Genomic DNA, 17,669 nt, shown 5'->3' on the forward strand with positions numbered 1-17,669 from the left:
CGTTTCGCCTCGTCAAAGCCCCATTCGTGGTTTGTTGACCTCGAAACGGTGACGTGAACGGTTGTGGCTTGTCCGGTTATGGCGAAGGGGGAGTACCGTGTCCTTCCAGTTGCGAGACCCCTGACGCCTGGACAACTGCGGTTGTGCGGGGGGTCCCGCTTAGCCTCGTGTTTCCTGCTGATATCGTTCGGGCCGTCATGACCGGTCAAGAACCTCCCACCAAACCCAGCGGTGACGACGACCAGCCCCCGCCCGACACGGGCATGGGAATGACGGCGGTCGCTTATCTCATCTCGGGCATGTTGGTGTGGGGAGCGATCGGTTTGCTGGTCGACCACTGGGTCGGGACCAAGGGCATATTCGCCGGTATCGGTGCTGTCGTTGGAATCGGCGGCGGTGTCTACCTCATCGTGCGCCGTCTCGGCGCCTGACAGGAAAGGGCTACGGTGATCGGTCAGTCGATCGTCCTCGCAGCGGAAGTTCCGTTCCCGCCGAGTGTCGAGGACTTCTACCTGCCCAGCATCCTGCCTTGGGGAGAGCACAACTCCTACTGGTTCACCAAGATCACGGCGCTGCTGTGGATCACGGTGGCCGCGATCATCATCTTCTTCCTGGCCACGTACCGGAAGCCGCAGCTCGTACCGACCAAGAAGCAGTGGATCGCCGAGAGCATCTACGGCTTCGTGCGGAACAACATCGCGGTCGACATGCTGGGCAAGCGCGGCATCAACTTCGCGCCTTACCTGACGACGCTGTTCGTCTTCATCCTGCTGATGAACTTCTGGGCGATCGTGCCGTTCGCTCAGATCTCGCCGAACTCGCACATCGCGTTCCCGGCGATTCTCGCGGTCATCAGTTACGTGATGTTCATCTACATCGGCATGAAGCACCACGGCGGCCTGAAGTACTTCAAGCACGCGCTCATTCCGCCGGCGCCGTGGTTCATCCTGCCGTTGCTGATTCCGATCGAGTTCTTCTCGACGTTCCTCGTTCGGCCGTTCTCGCTCGCCGTCCGTCTGTTCGCCAACATGTTCGCCGGCCACATGCTGCTGCTGGTGTTCACGCTCGGCGGCTTCGCGATGCTGAACGCCAACGTCTGGTTCGCGCCGTTCTCGGTCGTCTCCTGGGTGATGACCATCGCCCTGACCTTCCTGGAGTTCCTGGTCATCTGCCTCCAGGCCTACGTCTTCACGGTGCTGACCGCGAGCTACGTCCAGGGCGCGCTCGCCGACGAGCACTGAGTCAGACCCAGCAACACCCCGTAACACCCCGTTGTCGTCCCGCGTGACAGTCACGCGAGATACCAGGAGGAATTGCAATGGTTGACGTTATTGCCGCCGTCGGTGGTAGCACCGCCGCCATCGGCTACGGCCTCGCCGCCATCGGCCCCGGCATCGGTGTTGGTCTCGTCTTCTCGGCCTACATCCAGTCGACCGCCCGTCAGCCGGAGTCGTCGCGCCTGACCCTGCCGTACGTCTGGATCGGCTTCGCCGTCATCGAGGCGCTCGCCCTGCTGGGTATCGCGTTCGGCTTCATCTGGGCCGGCGAGTTCTAAGCCCCTTCCCGCGCAGCGGAGGTCTTTATGATCACCAAACTAGCGACTGACGTCACCACGCTGGCTGCTGAGGGCGCTACTGAGCACAACCCGATCATCCCGCTCTGGCAGGAGGTCGTCCTCGGCCTCATCGCCTTCTCGATCCTCTGCTTCGTGCTGATGAAGTTCGTCTTCCCCATGATGGAGAAGACCTTCGCGGCGCGGGTCGACGCGATCGAGGGTGGCATCAAGCGGGCCGAGGCCGCTCAGGCCGAGGCCAACCAGCTTCTCGAGCAGTACAAGGCCCAGCTGGCCGAGGCTCGCACCGAGGCCGCGCGCATCCGCGACGAGGCCCGGGCCGACGCCGAGGGCATCCGCCAGGACATCCTGGCCAAGGCCCGCGAGGAGTCGGACCGCATCATCGGGGCCGGCCAGGAGCAGCTCGCCGTGCAGCGCGAAAGCATCGTGCGTGAGCTTCGCTCCGAGGTCGGATCGCTCGCGGTCGACCTGGCCAGCAAGATCGTCGGCGAGAGCCTTGCCGACGAGGCGCGCAGCCGGGGCACCGTGGAGCGGTTCATCAACGAGCTCGGCACGGCCGGCTCGGCGGGCGGGCGGCGCTGATGGCGTCGACCGTCAGCCAGCAGGCCACGGCCGAGGCGAGCGCGAAGTTCGCCGCCGGCACCGCCACGGCCACGGCCGCGCAGGTCGCCTCGGCCGCCGACGAGATCCTGTCGGTGGCCGGCCTGCTGCGGGCGCAGCCCCGGCTCCGCCGGGCGCTGACCGACCCGTCGCGCTCCGGCGACGACCGGGCCGGGCTGGTCCGTTCGCTGCTGTCGGGCAAGGTCGCCGAGGTCGTTCTCGACACCTTGGCGACCCTGGTGTCCGGCCGGTTCTCCCGTCCGACCGAGCTGCTCGACTCCGTCGAGCGGCTGGGTGCCGACGCCGTGCTCGACTCGGCGCAGAAGGACGGCAAGCTGGCCGACATCGAGGACGAGCTGTTCCGCTTCGGGCAGATCGTCTCGGGCAACCCGCAGCTCGCGGTCACGCTCAGTGATGCCGGTGCTCCCACCGGGCTCCGGGTTAAGCTGGTGGAGGACTTGCTGAAGGGCAAGGCCCAGCCGGCCACGGTGCGGCTCGCCGAGATCGCTCTCGAGGGCTTCGGGGGTCGTGGCTTCGAGTCGTCGTTGACCCGGTTGGTGGAGCTGACCGCCGCGAAGCGTGACCGCGAGGTCGCGTACGTGACGGTCGCCAAGCCGCTTTCCGACGCCGACGAGCAGGCGATGGCTGCCAAGTTGTCCGACATCTACGGTCGCTCGGTCTCGCTGAAGGTCGACGTCGATCCCGAGATCATCGGTGGCGTCAGTGTCCGGGTCGGCTCCGACCTCTACGACGGCACGATCCTGCGTCGGCTCAACGCCGCCAAGCAGGCATTCGCGAAGTAGATTTTTCCCTCGGTCCGGCGGCGACGCGGATCGAGCAGGCCCCTCGGTGGCGGGAACGTCCCGAGCTAGACAGAGAAGGCAGAGGATGGCCGAGCTGACCATCTCCTCGGACGAGATCCGGGGGGCGCTAGAGCGCTACGTCTCGTCCGCTACCAATACGGTGACCCGCGAAGAGGTCGGCATCGTCTCCGATGCGGGCGACGGCATCGCGCACGTCGAGGGTCTGCCCTCGGTGATGGCGAACGAACTGCTCGAGTTCGAGGACGGCACGCTGGGTGTCGCGCAGAACCTCGACGTCCGCGAGATCGGCGTCGTGGTCCTGGGTGACTTCGCCGGCATCGAGGAGGGCCAGCAGGTCAAGCGGACCGGCCGCGTCCTCTCGGTTCCGGTCGGCGACGCCTTCCTCGGTCGCGTGGTCGACCCGCTGGGCCGGCCGATCGACGACCGCGGCGAGATCGTCAGTGAGGGCGACCGGGAGCTCGAGCTCCAGGCCCCCAACGTGATGGCCCGCCAGCCGGTGAAGCAGCCGCTGCAGACCGGCATCAAGGCGATCGACGCCATGACGCCGATCGGCCGCGGCCAGCGCCAGCTGATCATCGGCGACCGCAAGACCGGTAAGACCACGGTCGCGATCGACACGATCATCAACCAGCGCGCGAACTGGGAGTCCGGCGACCCGGAGAAGCAGGTCCGCTGCATCTACGTCGCGATCGGTCAGAAGGCGACCACCATCGCCTCGATCCGCGGGACGCTGGAGGAGCAGGGCGCGCTCGAGTACACGACGATCGTCGCCGCCCCGGCCTCCGACCCGGCCGGCTTCAAGTACATCGCGCCGTACACCGGCTCGGCCATCGGCCAGCACTGGATGTACGCCGGCAAGCACGTCCTGATCGTCTTCGACGACCTGACGAAGCAGGCCGAGGCCTACCGCGCGGTGTCGCTGCTGCTGCGCCGCCCGCCGGGCCGCGAGGCGTACCCGGGTGACGTCTTCTACCTGCACTCCCGGTTGCTCGAGCGTTGCGCCAAGCTCTCCAACGAGCTCGGTGGCGGTTCGATGACCGGTCTGCCGATCATCGAGACCAAGGCCAACGACATCTCGGCCTACATCCCGACCAACGTCATCTCGATCACCGACGGCCAGATCTTCCTGGAGACCGACCTGTTCGCCTCGGGTGTCCGCCCGGCGATCAACGTCGGCACCTCGGTGTCCCGGGTGGGTGGCTCGGCGCAGGTCAAGGCGATGCGCTCGGTCTCCGGCCGTCTGCGCCTCGACCTGGCCCAGTTCCGTGAGCTGGAGGCCTTCTCGGCCTTCGCCTCCGACCTGGACCGTGCGTCGCGGGCCCAGCTCGAGAAGGGCGTACGCCTGGTCGAGCTGCTCAAGCAGCCGCAGTACTCGCCGTACTCGGTGGTCGAAGAGGTCATCGTGATCTGGGCCGGCACCACCGGCCAGCTCGACGACATCGCGGTCGGCGACGTGCGCCGCTTCGAGCAGGACTTCCTGGGCTGGGTCAAGCGGCACCGCAGCGACACCTACACCGCGATCGACTCGACCGGCCTGCTGTCGGACGACGACGTCGAGAACCTGAAGAGCGGCGTGACCGAGTTCAAGGAGCTCTTCAAGCGCGGCGAGACCGGTTCCGCGGTCAACGAGAACCCGGCCGAGCCGCTCGAAGAGGGCCGCCAGACGCGCGAGACGGTGACCCGCGAGGTTCCCCGTCCGACCGAAGGCCAGTAGTCATGGCCGGTCAGGTACAGGCACTTCGGCGGCGCATCCGCACCGTCAAGTCGACCAAGAAGATCGCGAAGGCGCAGGAGCTGGTGGCCACCAGCCGCATCGCCAAGGCTCAGGAGCGCGTTCAGGCCTCCAAGCCGTACGCGGAGGCGATCACCCAGGTCCTGACCGCCTTGGCGTCCAACGCGACGATCGACAACCCCCTGCTGGTCCCGCGTGAGCGGGTCCGGCGGGCGGGTGTCCTGCTCATCACCAGCGACCGCGGCCTGGCCGGCGCCTACAACGCCAACGCCATCCGCACCGCCGAGCAGCTGATCGAGCGGCTCAAGGCGGACGGCAAGGAGCCGGTCCTGTACGTCGTCGGCCGCAAGGGCGTCGGCTACTACCGGTTCCGCAACCGGCCGATCGAGGCCAGCTGGACGGGCTTCTCCGAGCGGCCGTCGTTCTCCGACGCCAAGGCGATCGGTGACGCTCTGCTCGACGCGTTCGTCGCGGGTGCGGACGACACCGACACCACCTACGGCCCCGACGGGATCCAGGGCGTCGACGAGCTGCACATCGTCAGCACGCAGTTCAAGTCGCTGATGACGCAGAGCGCCGAGGCGCACTTCCTGGCTCCGATGCAGGTCGAGGAGCGCGAGGTCGAGCCCGGGCTGCGCCCGGCCTACGAGTTCGAGCCGGACGCCGACGAGCTGCTCGACGCGCTGCTGCCGAAGTACCTCAACACGCGGATCTACGCGGCGTTGCTGGACTCGGCGGCCAGCGAGTCGGCCTCGCGCCGGCGGGCGATGAAGAGCGCGTCGGACAACGCGGACGACCTGCTCAAGCGGTACACGCGCGAGATGAACTCCGCGCGGCAGGCCGCGATCACCCAGGAAATCAGTGAGATCGTTGGCGGCGTCGAGGCGCTGTCCTCGGCAGGAAGTGATACGTGATGACTGCTGTAGCTGAGCCCACCAAGGCGGAGACCGGTGTCGGCCGCGTCGTCCGGGTCATCGGCCCGGTCGTCGACGCCGAGTTCCCCCGTGACGCCATGCCGGACATCTTCAACGCGCTGCACGTCGAGGTGACCCTCTCCGAGGGCACCAAGAAGCTGACGCTCGAGGTCGCCCAGCACCTGGGTGACAACATCGTCCGCGCCATCTCGATGCAGCCGACCGACGGCCTGGTCCGTGGCGCCGAGGTCTCCGACACCGGCGCGCCGATCTCGGTGCCCGTCGGTGACGTGACCAAGGGCCACGTGTTCAACGCCCTCGGCGAGGTGCTCAACGTCGACCCGTCGACCCTGGACATCCAGGAGCGCTGGGCGATCCACCGCAAGCCCCCGGCGTTCGCCGACCTCGAGCCGAAGACCGAGATGCTGGAGACCGGCATCAAGGTGCTCGACCTGCTCGCGCCGTACGTGCGCGGTGGCAAGATCGGCCTGTTCGGCGGCGCGGGCGTGGGCAAGACGGTGCTCATCCAGGAGATGATCATCCGGGTTGCCCGCAACTTCGGTGGTACGTCGGTGTTCGCCGGCGTGGGTGAGCGCACCCGTGAGGGCAACGACCTCATCCTGGAGATGGAGGAGGGTGGCGTTCTCGACAAGACCGCCCTCGTCTTCGGCCAGATGGACGAGCCGCCGGGCACCCGCCTGCGGGTCGCCCTGTCCGCGCTGACCATGGCGGAGTACTTCCGGGACGTCCAGAACCAGGAGGTGCTGCTCTTCATCGACAACATCTTCCGGTTCACCCAGGCCGGTTCCGAGGTCTCCACCCTGCTCGGCCGCATGCCCTCTGCCGTGGGTTACCAGCCCACGCTGGCCGACGAGATGGGCGAGCTCCAGGAGCGCATCACCTCGGTCCGGGGCAAGGCCATCACCTCGCTCCAGGCGATCTACGTGCCCGCCGACGACTACACCGACCCGGCGCCGGCCACCACGTTCGCGCACCTCGACGCGACCACGAACCTCGAGCGGTCGATCTCCGACAAGGGCATCTACCCCGCCGTGGACCCGCTGGCCTCCAGCTCGCGGATCCTGGCGCCCGAGTTCGTCGGCGCCGAGCACTACGCGGTCGCCCGTGAGGTGCAGCGGATCCTGCAGAAGTACAAGGACCTGCAGGACATCATCGCCATCCTCGGTATGGACGAGCTCTCGGAAGAGGACAAGGTCACGGTGCAGCGGGCCCGCCGCATCGAGCGTTTCCTCTCGCAGAACACGTACGCCGCCGAGCAGTTCACCGGCGTCCCCGGCTCGACGGTCCCGCTGAAGGAGACCATCGAGGCGTTCAAGAAGATCAGCGAGGGCGAGTACGACAACTTCCCCGAGCAGGCCTTCTTCATGTGCGGTGGCCTCGAGGACCTCGAGAAGAACGCGCACGAGCTGATGAAGGGCTGACGCCCACTCAGTGTCAACGGAGCCGCGCCGACTGTAACAGTGGGCGCGGCTTCGTCGTACCCGGGAAAAGTCGTGTCCGTTTTGTGGCTAAGTGATGCGATTTGGAGAGCGCCCACTCGTTAGTGTTGTCGGCGTCCGTTCGGAGCATTGGGGAGCAAGTGGCGAAGTCCGGGAAACGACGCGCGCCTCTCTGGGCGCGGCTCAGCGCGATCTTCGGTTGCGTCCTCATGGTCGTCGCCGGCGGTGCCATCGTCGCCCAGCAGGTGCTGGTGTCGAGGTATGCCGGGGCGATCGAGACCCAGAACCTGCTGGGCGCTCCCGCCGCCAACGCCGCCAAGGCCTCCGACATCAAGGGGCCGCTCAACATCCTGCTGGTCGGCATCGACCCGCGCAGCGACGAGCAGACCCCGCTGAGCGACTCGATCATCGTGGCCCACATCCCGAAGGACATGAAGCAGGCCTACCTGTTCTCGGTCCCGCGTGACCTGGTGGTCGACATCCCGCCGTTCGAGAAGACCGGCTTCAAGGGCGGCCGCTCCAAGATCAACGCCGCGATGGGCTACGGCAGTGCGGTCGGCAACGGCAAGCACGACGTCGTGCAGGGCTTCGAGCTGCTGGCCAAGACGGTCGGTCAGCTCACCGGCATCCCCAAGTTCGACGCCGGCGCGATCATCAACTTCAACGGTTTCAAGGCGATCGTCGAGGCCATGGGCGGCGTCACGATGACGATCGACCAGAACGTGAAGTCGGAGCACCTGCAGCCCAACGGCAAGCCGCGTCCGCGTCTGTCCCGCTGCGCCGACAACTCGTGCGCCCACCCCTACTACGGCCCTCAGGCCGAGTACAAGAAGGGCACCTACCACCTGCAGGCCTGGCAGGCCCTCGACTACGTGCGTCAGCGCTACGGCCTTCCCCGGGGCGACTACGACCGTCAGCGCCACCAGCAGCAGTTCATCAAGGCGATGGCGAAGCAGGCCCTCGGCAAAGACGTCGTGACCAACCCGGCCAAGCTCGACAAGGTGCTCAAGGCGGCCGGCAAGGCGCTGATCTTCGACGGCGGCGGCCACGACGTGGTCGACTGGGCGTTCTCGATGAAGAACATCCGCTCCGACGACATGACGCTGATCAAGCTCCCGGGCAGCTCGATCATCGACAACGGGCGCTACCGCGGCGAGGAGCTCGACGCCACCGCGAAAGACTTCTTCGCCTCGGTCCGGCAGGACACGGTGCAGGACTTCGTCTTCCGTAACCCGGAGTACATCAACAACAACGCCGCCTGACGCGTGTGGTGGTTGCCACCCCGTACCACGCCTGATCGCGGCGCCGTTTAGACTTCACCCATTCGGCTGTGCCGCCGGAGACCGAAGCAGGCCCAACAGGAGGACAGCGTGGCCAACCAGCTGCCCGTCAAGGTAGTCGCCGTCGAGGAACGCGTGTGGTCCGGCGAAGCGGAAATGCTCGTCGCCCGCACTACCGAGGGTGAGATCGGTGTGCTGCCCGGCCACTCGCCGCTTCTCGGCCTGCTGAAGGAGCCGTCCCAGGTGCGGGTCAAGCTCGCCGGCGGCGAACAGCTCACCTACGACGTGTCCGGCGGGTTCCTCTCGATCGACGCCGACGGTGTGACCGTCCTGGCCGAGAGCGCCACGCCCGCCACCCCCGAGTCCCACTGACTCCGGCGATGCGGGTTCTGGAAGTCTTCGGAATCTGCGTCGTCGCGCTGCTCGCGCTTCTCTTCGCGGTCTTCTTCCGCCGCCGGCTGCTTATGTTCGGCGGCGGGACGATCCGCCTCCAGATCCGGGTCACCGCGCTCGTGCCCGGCCGTGGCTGGTCCACGGCGATCGGCCAGTTCGCGGGGGGCACGCTGCGGATCCACCGCTTGTTCAGTTTCGCGTTCCGCCCCAAACGCATCCTCGACCGTGGCACGACCACGGTCGAGGGCCGCCGTCCCCCCGAGGGTCCCGAGCGCCTCACGATGCCCGCCCACTGGGTGATCCTGCGCCTCGCCACCACCCTCGACGAGATCGAGATCGCCATGGCCGAGTCCACGGTCACCGGCTTCCTCTCCTGGCTCGAGGCCGCGCCGCCGGGCCCGCCGGGCAGTGTCGCGCCCCGCCCGGCGATCCGCCCCGGCCCGGTCGAGCAGTAACGGCCGCGCCTTTCCGATTGGCTGTCGCCCCGCCCCGGATCGCTCTCTAGCGTCGAAGCCATGCGGATCAGAATCGTCGACGCCTTCACCGACCGCCCGTTCGCCGGCAACCCGGCCGGGGTGGTCGTGCTCGACCGCACCGAGTTCCCCTCCGACGAGTGGATGAGCCGGGTCGCGGCCGAGGTCAACCTCTCCGAGACGGCGTTCGTGCACCCGGTCGCGGGCGACGCCGACTACGCGCTGCGCTGGTTCACGCCCGCGGTCGAGGTGGCGCTGTGCGGCCACGCCACGCTGGCCACCGCGCACGTTTTAGGCGGTTCCTCGGTCGTACGCTTCGACACCCGCAGCGGCATCCTGACCGCCACCCCCGGCGACGACGGCTGGATCACGCTCGACTTCCCGACCGCGCCCCTGACTCCCGTCGAGCCCGACCCCCGCCTGCTCGACATGCTGGGCGCCACCCCGATCTCGGTGCACCACACCGGCCCCAACACCGACGATCTGATGCTGGAGCTCGTCGACGAGGCCGCCGTACGGGACCTGACCCCCGACCTGTCCGCGCTGGCCGGCTACGAGCGGCGCGGCGTGGTCGTGACCGCCCGCGCCGACAAGCCCGACGCCGGCTACGACTTCGTGTCGCGCTTCTTCGGCGCCGCCGCCGGGGTGGGCGAAGACCCGGTGACCGGGAGCGCCCACACCGCGCTGGCGCCGTTCTGGTCGGGCCGGTTGGGCGGTCGCACCGAGCTGGTCGGGTATCAGGCGTCGGCCCGGGGCGGGTTTGTGCGGGTGTCGCTACGCGGCGACCGGACCCGGCTGACCGGCAAGGCTGTCACCGTCATCGACGGCGAGCTGCTGGCCTGACCAGGCTCGGTCGCCCATCAGGCCGGCGTAGAGGCGGTCGCGCAGGGCGTTCGCGGTCTGCTTGGGCAGCGCCCGGCGCAGGTCACGCAGCACGACCCGCAGCAGCACGTTCACCTCGCCCTCGCGGATGCCCAGGCGCTCACGCGACGCCAGAGGCAGCGCGGACGGCAGGGTGACCGACTCGATCGCCACCTCCTCGACCAAGTGCGCGTCCGGGCCCAGCAGCTCGCGCACCCGATCGCCCAGATCCTCGGCCGTCACCCCCGCGGGCAGGGCCACCGAGAGGTCACGGCGGGCGGCCGGCTGCGCTGAGACGGGCCGGTAGGGAGCCAGGTCGAGCATCTGGCCACTCACCCGCGGGTCGTCCGAGCGCAGCAACCGGATGTCGTCGATGCCCTTACGCAGCATCAGCAGCCGGTCGAGGCCCAAGCCGAGAGCCAACCCGTGCCGGTCCGGGCCGATGACGTGCGCCGCGGCCAGACCACACTCGCCGATCTCGACCCAGGCATCGCCCACCCGGGCCTCGATCTCCAGACCGCTTTCCGTGTACGGATGGACGGCCGGATTCGTGCGCCACTCCGCACCCGGCAGGGCCGCCGCCATCACGGCCCCGACCAAGGTGATCAGAGAGCCCGGCGAGGAACCCACCCACCACAGGTCGAGCTGATGGGGTGTGCCGGTGTGCAGCCGGTCGATGGAGTCGCGGCGATAGACGATCCCGGGGCACACAATCAGCGCCTCGGGCACGGACAGTTCCCGCAACGCGCCGGGAATGAGGGCGGATGTCTGAGAGCGCAGCATGCGCCGCTCGTCGACATACCGGCTGTAGCGGCCGTCGCGAGCGGCCGCGGCCGGGCTGTATCCCAGGCGGTCGTAGTTGTCGGCTATGTCGACGATCCGTTCGCCGCGGTGCACGACCACGGTGGCGTCCGGGTGCTGGGCGTGCGCGGCCCGGACCACGGTGTCGACGATGGTCTGCATGGCGTGCGGGCCTGCGGCGGGATCGGTGAGGTCGCGGACGGTCAGGGACATCGGCTTCTCCTGTTCGTGAAGGGAACGGGGAGGCCGGAACGAGAAGATGGCCGCCCCGGTGGGACGGCCATGAAGGGAACGCGCAGGTCAGCCGGCCGCCGGAAGGGGCCGGGCAAAGACAGCAGCGCGGGACGTCATGTTCCGATGGTGACACCCGTCGCCGACGCTGTCACGCGGGTTCCGGCGGGCCGGACTGCAGCTCCACCTCGAAACCCCAGGCGTCCTCCAGATAAGCGGCGTACGAGTCGGGGCCGCCCGCGCGAGGATGCCGGTCGGGGAAGAGCAGCGCCCAGCCGTGCTCGGTGGCCGAGGCGGTCAACCGGTCGACCTCGGCCCGGCTGCCCGCGTCGAACGCCAGGTGGTTGAGCCCGGGCGCGAGCCGGTCGTGCACCTCGCCGGAGAGGGCGGGCGACTGCTCAAGCACCAGATAGACACCGCCGCACAGCCACGAGCGGCCGCCGGGCCAGTCCTGGTACTGCTTCCAGCCCAGCTCGCCCAGCAGCCAGCCCCACGGGCCGAGCGCGCCGGGCAGGTCGGGCACCCAGAGCTCGACGTGGTGCAGCATCAGGCCGCGCCCCCACCGGGCACCCACTTCACGTCGCCGCCCGGGTTTGCGATGCGGGACAGGATGAAGAGCAGGTCGGAGAGGCGGTTCAGGTATTTGGCGGGCAGCTCACCCGTACGGGACGGGTCGGTCTGCAGCAGGGCCCAGGTGGAGCGCTCGGCCCGGCGCGCGACCGTGCGGGCCACGTGCAGCAGCGCGGCGCCGGGGGTGCCACCCGGCAGGACGAAACTGTCGAGGGCGGGCAGCCGTTCGTTGAACTCGTCGCACCAGCCCTCGAGGCGGGTCACGTATTCCTCGGTGATCCGCAGCGGCGGGTACGGCGGGTTCTCCGTCTCGGGGTTGCAGAGATCGGCCCCGACGTCGAAGAGATCGTTCTGGATGGCGGTGAGCACCTTACGGACGTCGCCGGGCAGGTCACCGAGGGCCAGCGCGACCCCGATGGCGGCGTTGCACTCGTCGGTGTCGGCGTACGCCACGATGCGCGGATCGGTCTTTCCGGCGACCTCGTTGTTGCCGAGACGGGTCTGCCCGCCGTCGCCGGCGCGGGTGTAGATGCGGGTGAGGTGAACGGCCATAGTGACACCCTACGGAGGCGCGGTTGTGCCCCAGCCCATACCATGGCCCGCGTGGATGTGATCAGGGTGAAGGGCGGCACGCCGCTGACCGGTGAGGTCACTGTGGGTGGCGCGAAGAACTCGGCGCTCAAGCTGATGGCGGTCGCGCTGCTGGCGCCGGGCCGCAGCGTCGTCGAGAACGTTCCGCGGATCACCGACATCGCCATCATGGCCGAGGTGCTGCGCCGGCTGGGCTGCCAGGTCTCCCTGGACGGTGGTCAGGCGACGATCGACGTGCCCGACAACCCGGGCAGCGAGGCCGACTACGACCTGGTCCGCCGTCTGCGCGCGTCGATCTGTGTGCTCGGCCCGCTTCTCGCCCGTACGGGCTATGTCCGCGTCGCGCTCCCCGGCGGCGACATGATCGGCTCCCGCGGTCTCGACATGCACGTCTCGGGCCTGGCCCGGATGGGCGCGCAGATCTCCGGTGAGCACGGCTTCGTGATCGCCTCGGCGCCGGGCGGTCTGCGCGGCGGCAAGATCTGGCTCGACTTCCCGAGCGTCGGCGCCACCGAGAACCTGCTGATGGCGGCCGTTCTGGCCAAGGGCGTCACCGAGATCGACAACGCCGCTCGCGAGCCCGAGATCGTCGACATCTGCGAGATGCTGACCGCGATGGGCGCCAAGATCGAGGGCGCCGGCTCGTCGACGCTGACCATCGAGGGCGTACAGGAGCTTTCCCCCGTACGGCATCGGACCGTGGGCGACCGCATCGTCGGCGGCACCTGGGCCTTCGCGTCGGCGATGACCCGGGGCGACGTGACCGTGCAGGGCGTGCGGCCCGAGTTCCTCGACGTGGCGCTCGACAAACTCGTCACGGCGGGCGCGACGGTCGAGCCCGGTGACAACCAGTTCCGGGTACGGATGACCGACCGTCCCCAGGCCGTCGACATCGTGACGCTGCCCTATCCCGGCTTCGCGACCGACCTGCTGCCCATGGCGATCGGCCTGGCCGCCGTGGCCGAGGGCTCCTCGCTGATCACCGAGAACATCTTCGACGGCCGGTTCATGTTCGTGAACGAGATGGTGCGGCTCGGCGCCGACATCCGTACCGACGGGCATCACGCCGTGGTCAACGGGCGGGAAAGGCTCTCGGGGGCGCCGGTGCGGGCGACCGACATCCGGGCCGGGGCCGGGCTGGTCATCGCCGGTCTGTGCGCCGAGGGCGTGACCGAGGTCGGCGAGGTGCACCACATTGACCGCGGCTATCCCGACTTCGTGGCCGACCTGGCCAAGCTGGGCGTCGAGGTGGAACGGGCCGACGTGCCCGAGCCGACGTTCGACTTCTGAGCGCCGGCGTCTCAGAGGGCGGGGCTGTCGCCGACCAGGCGCCGCGCCGCCTCCACCTCTTCCGCGAACACCAGCACGACCGTACGGCCGTCCCGGTCGTACGTCTGGGTGGCTCGGATGCCCGCGTCGCCGAGCAGTTGCTTGATCTCGTCGGCGACGTCGGCGTCGGTGGTGACCGCGGCCGGGCAGAGCAGGCCGTAGTCGTCGATGTCGCCGAAGATGGTCAGTCCGGGGCCCGGGTCGGGTTCCGACGCGAGCGTCCACTGCAGGCCCATCCGCCAGAAGACCGCTCCGAGAAGGCCGACCAGACCGACGGCGATGAGTGGCCCGATGAGGTACCAGCCGTTGCCTGAGGCCATGGGCATAGTCTCGCACCGGTTCGCGGCTGATTTCCGAGGAATTGCCCCGATCGAGCTAGGGCTTATCTGGTGGATCACGCGGGCCGCAGCCCCTCGTGATCCACCGGATAAGCCTAGGACCCTGGGCTGAGTTCCCGTTAAGGAGCCCCGTTAATGTGAGCCTGTCGTTTCGGGTAGAGGGAGGCAACATGGCGGGTCGACTCGCGGTCATCGGCTCCGGGCTGATGGGTTCCGGCATCGCGCAGGTCTCGGCGCAGGCCGGCTGGCAGGTCACGATGCGGGACGTCGACGACGCCGCGACCGGTCGCGGCATGGCGGCCATCCGTGACTCGCTGAGCCGGTTCGCGGCCAAGGGCAAGATCACCGAGGAGGAGGCCGAGGCCACGCTGGCCCGGATCACTCCGACCACCGACCTCGAGGCCGCCGCCGACGCCGACGTGGTGGTCGAGGCCATCTACGAGAAGGTCGAGGCCAAGCACGAGGTCTTCCGCACGCTCGACAAGATCTGCAAGGCCGACGTGGTGCTCGGCACCAACACCTCGGCCATCCCGATCACCCAGATCGCCACGGTCACCGAGCGGCCCGAGTCGGTCGTCGGCATCCACTTCTTCTCGCCGGTGCCGATGATGAAGCTGGTCGAGCTCGTCCGGGGCTACCAGACCTCCGACGAGACGCTGGCCGCCGCCCGGTCGTACGCGGAAGAGGTCGGCAAGACCTGCGTCGAGGTCAAGCGGGACGTGGCCGGCTTCGTCTCCAACCGGCTGTTCAGCGCGATCCTGGTCGAGGCGATCCAGCTGGTCGAGTCGGGCGTGGTCAGCGCGGCCGACCTCGACACCGTGATGAAGCTGGGCTTCGGTCACTCCATGGGCCCGCTGGCCACGGTCGACCTCACCGGCCTCGACGTCATGCTCAACGCGGCGACCAACATCTACCGCGACACCGCCGACGAGAAGTTCTTCCCGCCCGAGCTGCTGCAGCGCATGGTTCAGGCGGGCGACCTGGGCCGGAAGACCGGCAAGGGCTTCTACACGTACTAAAAGTCTTATTATTCCCTTATGACGCGTACGGGACCGGCTCCGGAAGACATGCAATGGGCGCTCGCCGAGGCGAGCCGGGAAGCCCTGGCCGTCGCTCCGGGCTGGTTCCGCGCATGGCCGCCGGGGTCGGACGAGCGGTGGTCGGCCGTGAACGTCCGGGCGGCCACCCAGGTCGTCGTCAACCACAGCCGTGAGGACGACCGGCATCCGAACAGCTGGACCGTGCGGGCCCTGTTCGGTGGGCACGCGGTCGAGCTGCGCGTCGGCCCGTACGACTCGAAGGACGAGGCGATCCTGGTCGCCCACGCCGTCCTGTCGATCGCCTACAAAGAGAGCTAGATCCCTAGCTGGTCTGTTCCTCGCGCTCGCGTGGGGCCACGCGCAGCCGGATCCGGGTGATCGCGCGGCCGGTCACCTCGACCACCTCGGCCGTGTGCCCGTCGACCTGCACGATCTCGCCCGGCTCGGTCGGGATGTGGCCGAGGTGGGCCAGCACCAGACCGGCCACCGTCGTGTAGTCGCCCTCGTCCAGATGCTCGACGTCGACGCCGATGTCGGGCAGGTCGTGGATCGGGAACGTGCCCGGCAGCAGCATCGAACCGTCCGGCTCGCGCACGACCGACTGCACGTCGCGGTCGGTCTCGTCGTAGATCTCGCCGACGACTTCCTCGACCAGGTCCTCCATGGTCACGATGCCGTCGATGGCGCCGCGCTCGTCGACGATCAGCGCGAGTTGCTGGCGCTGCATCCGCATCTGCTTCATCGCGTCCGACACCTTCAGCGTCTCGGGCAGGAACAGAGGCGCGAACATGTGATCCCGTACGGGACCCTGGGCGTCGACGAGATCACGCAGGTGCACCACGCCGAGCACGTCGTCGAGGCCCATCGGCCCGGTGACCGGCGCCCGTGAGTGCCCGGCGGCGATCAGCTGAGCCAGGGCCTCGTGCGAGGGAGCCTCGGCCGAGACCACCAGCACGTCCCGCCGGGGCACCAGGATCTCGCGCAGGATCCGGTCGGCGATCTCGAACGCCCCGCTGATGATCGTGCGCTGCTCCGGGGTGAACTCCTGCTGCTGCGTCACCAGATCGCGGATCTCCTCGGTGGTGACCTCCTCGCGGGCGGCGTTCGGGTCGGCCCCGGTGAGCCGGACGACCATGTCGGTCGACTTGCCGAGCAGCCAGATGATCGGCCGGGACAGCGAGGAGAGCATGTCGAGCGGCCGCGCGACCAGCAGCGCCCAGCCCTCGGCCCGCTGCATGGCGATGCGCTTGGGGGCGAGCTCGCCGACGACCAGGGTGAAGAACGTCAGGATGATCGTGACGATGACGATCGAGACCGGTTCGGCGGCGGTGCCGAGGAAGTCGAGGGGGCCGTTGAGCGGCGCCGCCAGCGACACGGCGGCCGAGGCGGAGGCCAGGAAGCCGGCCAGCGTGATCCCGATCTGGATCGTGGCCAGGAACCGGTTGGGGTCGCGGGCCAGCTTGGCCAGCGTACGGCCGGTGCGGGTCTGCCGCTCCAGCCGCTGGAGCTGACTGTCCCGCAGCGAGATCAGCGCCATCTCGCTGCCGGAGAACGCCGCGTTGAGCAGCACCAGCACGACGACGAGCACGATCTGCCAGCCATAACTACCCATGGCGGCGATCAACCCCTTCGATTTTGTGGTCCCGCCGCTTTACCCGCGGGGCGCAGAGATCAAGCCTGTCAGAATCGGCGGCCGCGTTGGGCCCGACACGGTGACCCTTTACCGGAAATGGCCGCGGCGGGTTTACCTTCGAGAAACGGAGGCGGCAACTTCCGTCCGCCGTAGTCGAAGCAGACCCCCCGTTTTGGTTGTGCTGGACCGTGGGGCCTGCCTGGCTACGGCACTCGGGACGCAGGGGCCGTAGTCGGCGTCCCCTGGCTGGAGCCGGGAGGTAGCCGTCGTGTTCTCTCTCCTCGAGACCCTGAGCCCGGCGATGGGCTGGGTCGCTGTCGTCATCGCCTGTCTGGTGGGCGCCTTCGTCGTCTACGTCGGCGCGACCCTGGGCGTCACGCTCTTCCACCCGCGGGCCGAGGTGCGCCGCCACGCGGCCCGCGTGTTGCGGCAGTTGCTGGCCTTCCTGCGGAGCTCGCGATGAGGCCGCGACCGTTGCCCCATCAGCGCCGGGCGGCGACGGCGGACGGACAGAGTCCGGTCGCCCCGGTCGAGGGGCAGCGTCTGGTTGCGCCGGTCGAGGGGCAGCGTCTGGTTGCGCCGGTCGAGGGGCAGCGTCTGGTTGCGCCGGTCGAGGGGCAGCGTCTGGTTGCGCCGGCCGACGAGTTGCGGCGCCGGGTCATTGCCGAACGCACCACCGAGGCGCTGGCGTCGCTGCGGCGGCAGGGCGTACGGCTGGGTCGTCCTCGTCGATGTCCCGACGAGGTGTTGCTGCGGGTGCTGGCCGAGCGCGAGGCCGGTCGCCGGTTGGGCGAGATCTGCGCGGCCCTGAACGCTGACGGCGTGCCCACCCCGGCCGGCGGCGAGCGCTGGTACCCGTCTCACCTATCACGCCTGCTACGCACTCAGGACGCCAGGATTGTGGGACGTTCCTCACTTGTGGACAACCCGATTCGGCCGCCCTCGCCGCAGTAGCGTTACCCCACGTTTTTCCCTGGGCGGGCGGGGGAGGCGGTGGCTGCTCCCCGAAGATCAACCATCCGAAGA

At 68.7% G+C, this 17,669-nt stretch carries 22 protein-coding genes; 17 read left to right on the forward strand and 5 right to left on the reverse strand.

Annotated elements, in window-relative coordinates; genetic code table 11:
- Window positions 1-197: 197 nt before the first annotated feature.
- The 12 genes from JIG36_RS37790 to JIG36_RS37845 all read left to right on the forward strand — a co-directional run bounded on the left by JIG36_RS37790 (window position 198) and on the right by JIG36_RS37845 (window position 10,092).
- Window positions 198-431, forward strand: coding sequence for a hypothetical protein (locus tag JIG36_RS37790; protein WP_203381240.1), 234 nt, complete (start codon window positions 198-200; stop codon window positions 429-431).
- A 15-nt stretch (window positions 432-446) separates the two neighbouring features.
- Window positions 447-1,241, forward strand: coding sequence for a F0F1 ATP synthase subunit A (gene atpB / locus JIG36_RS37795; RefSeq protein ID WP_203381241.1), 795 nt, complete (start codon window positions 447-449; stop codon window positions 1,239-1,241).
- Between the two features lie 77 nt (window positions 1,242-1,318).
- Window positions 1,319-1,555, forward strand: coding sequence for an ATP synthase F0 subunit C (locus tag JIG36_RS37800; RefSeq protein ID WP_133874671.1), 237 nt, complete (start codon window positions 1,319-1,321; stop codon window positions 1,553-1,555).
- Window positions 1,556-1,582: 27 nt separating this feature from the next.
- Window positions 1,583-2,155, forward strand: coding sequence for a F0F1 ATP synthase subunit B (locus JIG36_RS37805; protein ID WP_133874672.1), 573 nt, complete (start codon window positions 1,583-1,585; stop codon window positions 2,153-2,155).
- Complete coding sequence (locus JIG36_RS37810; protein ID WP_203381242.1) at window positions 2,155-2,976, forward strand: F0F1 ATP synthase subunit delta; 822 nt, start codon at window positions 2,155-2,157, stop codon at window positions 2,974-2,976. Before JIG36_RS37805 ends, JIG36_RS37810 begins: the two co-directional genes overlap by 1 nt.
- An 85-nt stretch (window positions 2,977-3,061) precedes the next feature.
- A complete protein-coding gene (gene atpA / locus JIG36_RS37815) occupies window positions 3,062-4,711 on the forward strand; it encodes a F0F1 ATP synthase subunit alpha (RefSeq protein WP_203381243.1) in 1,650 nt (549 codons plus the stop codon).
- A 2-nt stretch (window positions 4,712-4,713) separates the two neighbouring features.
- The gene (locus tag JIG36_RS37820; RefSeq protein ID WP_203381244.1) at window positions 4,714-5,643 is read left to right on the forward strand and encodes a F0F1 ATP synthase subunit gamma; all 930 of its coding nucleotides are present in this window, start codon (window positions 4,714-4,716) and stop codon (window positions 5,641-5,643) included.
- Window positions 5,643-7,085, forward strand: a complete 1,443-nt coding sequence (atpD, locus tag JIG36_RS37825; RefSeq protein WP_203381245.1) for a F0F1 ATP synthase subunit beta — start codon at window positions 5,643-5,645, stop codon at window positions 7,083-7,085. Before JIG36_RS37820 ends, atpD begins: the two co-directional genes overlap by 1 nt.
- Window positions 7,086-7,243: 158 nt before the next feature.
- The gene (locus tag JIG36_RS37830) at window positions 7,244-8,365 is read left to right on the forward strand and encodes an LCP family protein (RefSeq protein WP_438870786.1); all 1,122 of its coding nucleotides are present in this window, start codon (window positions 7,244-7,246) and stop codon (window positions 8,363-8,365) included.
- Between the two features lie 108 nt (window positions 8,366-8,473).
- Entirely contained in the window at window positions 8,474-8,755 is a 282-nt protein-coding gene (locus JIG36_RS37835; protein ID WP_203381246.1) for a F0F1 ATP synthase subunit epsilon, read from the forward strand.
- An 8-nt stretch (window positions 8,756-8,763) separates the two neighbouring features.
- Entirely contained in the window at window positions 8,764-9,231 is a 468-nt protein-coding gene (locus JIG36_RS37840; protein WP_203381247.1) for a DUF2550 domain-containing protein, read from the forward strand.
- A gap of 60 nt (window positions 9,232-9,291) precedes the next feature.
- The gene (locus JIG36_RS37845) at window positions 9,292-10,092 is read left to right on the forward strand and encodes a PhzF family phenazine biosynthesis protein (protein WP_203381248.1); all 801 of its coding nucleotides are present in this window, start codon (window positions 9,292-9,294) and stop codon (window positions 10,090-10,092) included.
- On the opposite strand, the gene srmL is transcribed toward JIG36_RS37845, so the two are convergent.
- The 3 genes from srmL to JIG36_RS37860 form a co-directional block, all read right to left on the reverse strand.
- Window positions 10,024-11,124, reverse strand: coding sequence for a PheS-related mystery ligase SrmL (gene srmL / locus JIG36_RS37850; RefSeq protein ID WP_203381249.1), 1,101 nt, complete (start codon window positions 11,122-11,124; stop codon window positions 10,024-10,026). The genes JIG36_RS37845 and srmL overlap by 69 nt on opposite strands.
- A gap of 169 nt (window positions 11,125-11,293) precedes the next feature.
- Complete coding sequence (locus JIG36_RS37855; protein WP_203381250.1) at window positions 11,294-11,689, reverse strand: VOC family protein; 396 nt, start codon at window positions 11,687-11,689, stop codon at window positions 11,294-11,296.
- Complete coding sequence (locus JIG36_RS37860; RefSeq protein ID WP_203381251.1) at window positions 11,689-12,264, reverse strand: cob(I)yrinic acid a,c-diamide adenosyltransferase; 576 nt, start codon at window positions 12,262-12,264, stop codon at window positions 11,689-11,691. The genes JIG36_RS37855 and JIG36_RS37860 overlap by 1 nt, the downstream gene beginning before the upstream one ends.
- Window positions 12,265-12,306: 42 nt before the next feature.
- Here JIG36_RS37860 and murA point away from each other — a divergent pair, with 42 nt between their 5' ends.
- Window positions 12,307-13,593: a UDP-N-acetylglucosamine 1-carboxyvinyltransferase gene (gene murA, locus JIG36_RS37865; RefSeq protein ID WP_203381252.1), complete on the forward strand. Its 1,287-nt coding sequence runs from the start codon at window positions 12,307-12,309 to the stop codon at window positions 13,591-13,593.
- Between the two features lie 11 nt (window positions 13,594-13,604).
- On the opposite strand, the gene JIG36_RS37870 is transcribed toward murA, so the two are convergent.
- Window positions 13,605-13,952, reverse strand: a complete 348-nt coding sequence (locus tag JIG36_RS37870) for a hypothetical protein (protein WP_203381253.1) — start codon at window positions 13,950-13,952, stop codon at window positions 13,605-13,607.
- A 188-nt stretch (window positions 13,953-14,140) separates the two neighbouring features.
- Here JIG36_RS37870 and JIG36_RS37875 point away from each other — a divergent pair, with 188 nt between their 5' ends.
- Both JIG36_RS37875 and JIG36_RS37880 read left to right on the forward strand, forming a co-directional pair.
- Window positions 14,141-14,989 (forward strand): 3-hydroxyacyl-CoA dehydrogenase family protein, encoded by an 849-nt coding sequence (locus tag JIG36_RS37875; protein ID WP_203381254.1) that lies wholly within the window; start codon window positions 14,141-14,143, stop codon window positions 14,987-14,989.
- An 18-nt stretch (window positions 14,990-15,007) separates the two neighbouring features.
- On the forward strand, window positions 15,008-15,328 hold the full coding sequence (locus JIG36_RS37880) for a hypothetical protein (protein WP_203381255.1): 321 nt from the start codon (window positions 15,008-15,010) through the stop codon (window positions 15,326-15,328).
- Between the two features lie 4 nt (window positions 15,329-15,332).
- Here the strand turns inward: JIG36_RS37880 and JIG36_RS37885 are convergent, their stop codons facing one another.
- Window positions 15,333-16,622: a hemolysin family protein gene (locus JIG36_RS37885; protein ID WP_203381256.1), complete on the reverse strand. Its 1,290-nt coding sequence runs from the start codon at window positions 16,620-16,622 to the stop codon at window positions 15,333-15,335.
- Window positions 16,623-16,911: 289 nt separating this feature from the next.
- On the opposite strand from JIG36_RS37885, the gene JIG36_RS37890 reads away from it, so the two are divergent.
- Both JIG36_RS37890 and JIG36_RS37895 read left to right on the forward strand, forming a co-directional pair.
- Window positions 16,912-17,106 carry a hypothetical protein gene (locus tag JIG36_RS37890; RefSeq protein ID WP_203381257.1) on the forward strand — a complete coding sequence of 65 codons (195 nt, stop codon included), beginning with the start codon at window positions 16,912-16,914 and terminating at the stop codon, window positions 17,104-17,106.
- Window positions 17,103-17,597: a recombinase family protein gene (locus tag JIG36_RS37895; RefSeq protein WP_203381258.1), complete on the forward strand. Its 495-nt coding sequence runs from the start codon at window positions 17,103-17,105 to the stop codon at window positions 17,595-17,597. The genes JIG36_RS37890 and JIG36_RS37895 overlap by 4 nt, the downstream gene beginning before the upstream one ends.
- Window positions 17,598-17,669 lie beyond the last annotated feature (72 nt).

This window comes from Paractinoplanes ovalisporus (assembly GCF_016834655.1).
Classification (GTDB): Bacteria; Actinomycetota; Actinomycetes; order Mycobacteriales; family Micromonosporaceae; genus Actinoplanes; species Actinoplanes ovalisporus.

Excerpts from the sequence above, each read along its gene's own strand:
- JIG36_RS37790 (WP_203381240.1), top strand. The coding sequence starts at position 198 with ATGACCGGTCAAGAACCTCCCACCAAACCCAGCGGTGACGACGACCAG.
- JIG36_RS37800 (WP_133874671.1), top strand. The coding sequence starts at position 1,319 with ATGGTTGACGTTATTGCCGCCGTCGGTGGTAGCACCGCCGCCATCGGC.
- JIG36_RS37805 (WP_133874672.1), top strand. The coding sequence starts at position 1,583 with ATGATCACCAAACTAGCGACTGACGTCACCACGCTGGCTGCTGAGGGC.
- JIG36_RS37810 (WP_203381242.1), top strand. The coding sequence starts at position 2,155 with ATGGCGTCGACCGTCAGCCAGCAGGCCACGGCCGAGGCGAGCGCGAAG.
- atpA (WP_203381243.1), top strand. The coding sequence starts at position 3,062 with ATGGCCGAGCTGACCATCTCCTCGGACGAGATCCGGGGGGCGCTAGAG.
- JIG36_RS37820 (WP_203381244.1), top strand. The coding sequence starts at position 4,714 with ATGGCCGGTCAGGTACAGGCACTTCGGCGGCGCATCCGCACCGTCAAG.
- atpD (WP_203381245.1), top strand. The coding sequence starts at position 5,643 with ATGACTGCTGTAGCTGAGCCCACCAAGGCGGAGACCGGTGTCGGCCGC.
- JIG36_RS37840 (WP_203381247.1), top strand. The coding sequence starts at position 8,764 with ATGCGGGTTCTGGAAGTCTTCGGAATCTGCGTCGTCGCGCTGCTCGCG.
- JIG36_RS37845 (WP_203381248.1), top strand. The coding sequence starts at position 9,292 with ATGCGGATCAGAATCGTCGACGCCTTCACCGACCGCCCGTTCGCCGGC.
- srmL (WP_203381249.1), bottom strand. The coding sequence starts at position 11,124 with ATGTCCCTGACCGTCCGCGACCTCACCGATCCCGCCGCAGGCCCGCAC.
- JIG36_RS37855 (WP_203381250.1), bottom strand. The coding sequence starts at position 11,689 with ATGCTGCACCACGTCGAGCTCTGGGTGCCCGACCTGCCCGGCGCGCTC.
- JIG36_RS37860 (WP_203381251.1), bottom strand. The coding sequence starts at position 12,264 with ATGGCCGTTCACCTCACCCGCATCTACACCCGCGCCGGCGACGGCGGG.
- murA (WP_203381252.1), top strand. The coding sequence starts at position 12,307 with ATGGCCCGCGTGGATGTGATCAGGGTGAAGGGCGGCACGCCGCTGACC.
- JIG36_RS37870 (WP_203381253.1), bottom strand. The coding sequence starts at position 13,952 with ATGGCCTCAGGCAACGGCTGGTACCTCATCGGGCCACTCATCGCCGTC.
- JIG36_RS37875 (WP_203381254.1), top strand. The coding sequence starts at position 14,141 with ATGGCGGGTCGACTCGCGGTCATCGGCTCCGGGCTGATGGGTTCCGGC.
- JIG36_RS37880 (WP_203381255.1), top strand. The coding sequence starts at position 15,008 with ATGACGCGTACGGGACCGGCTCCGGAAGACATGCAATGGGCGCTCGCC.
- JIG36_RS37885 (WP_203381256.1), bottom strand. The coding sequence starts at position 16,622 with ATGGGTAGTTATGGCTGGCAGATCGTGCTCGTCGTCGTGCTGGTGCTG.
- JIG36_RS37895 (WP_203381258.1), top strand. The coding sequence starts at position 17,103 with ATGAGGCCGCGACCGTTGCCCCATCAGCGCCGGGCGGCGACGGCGGAC.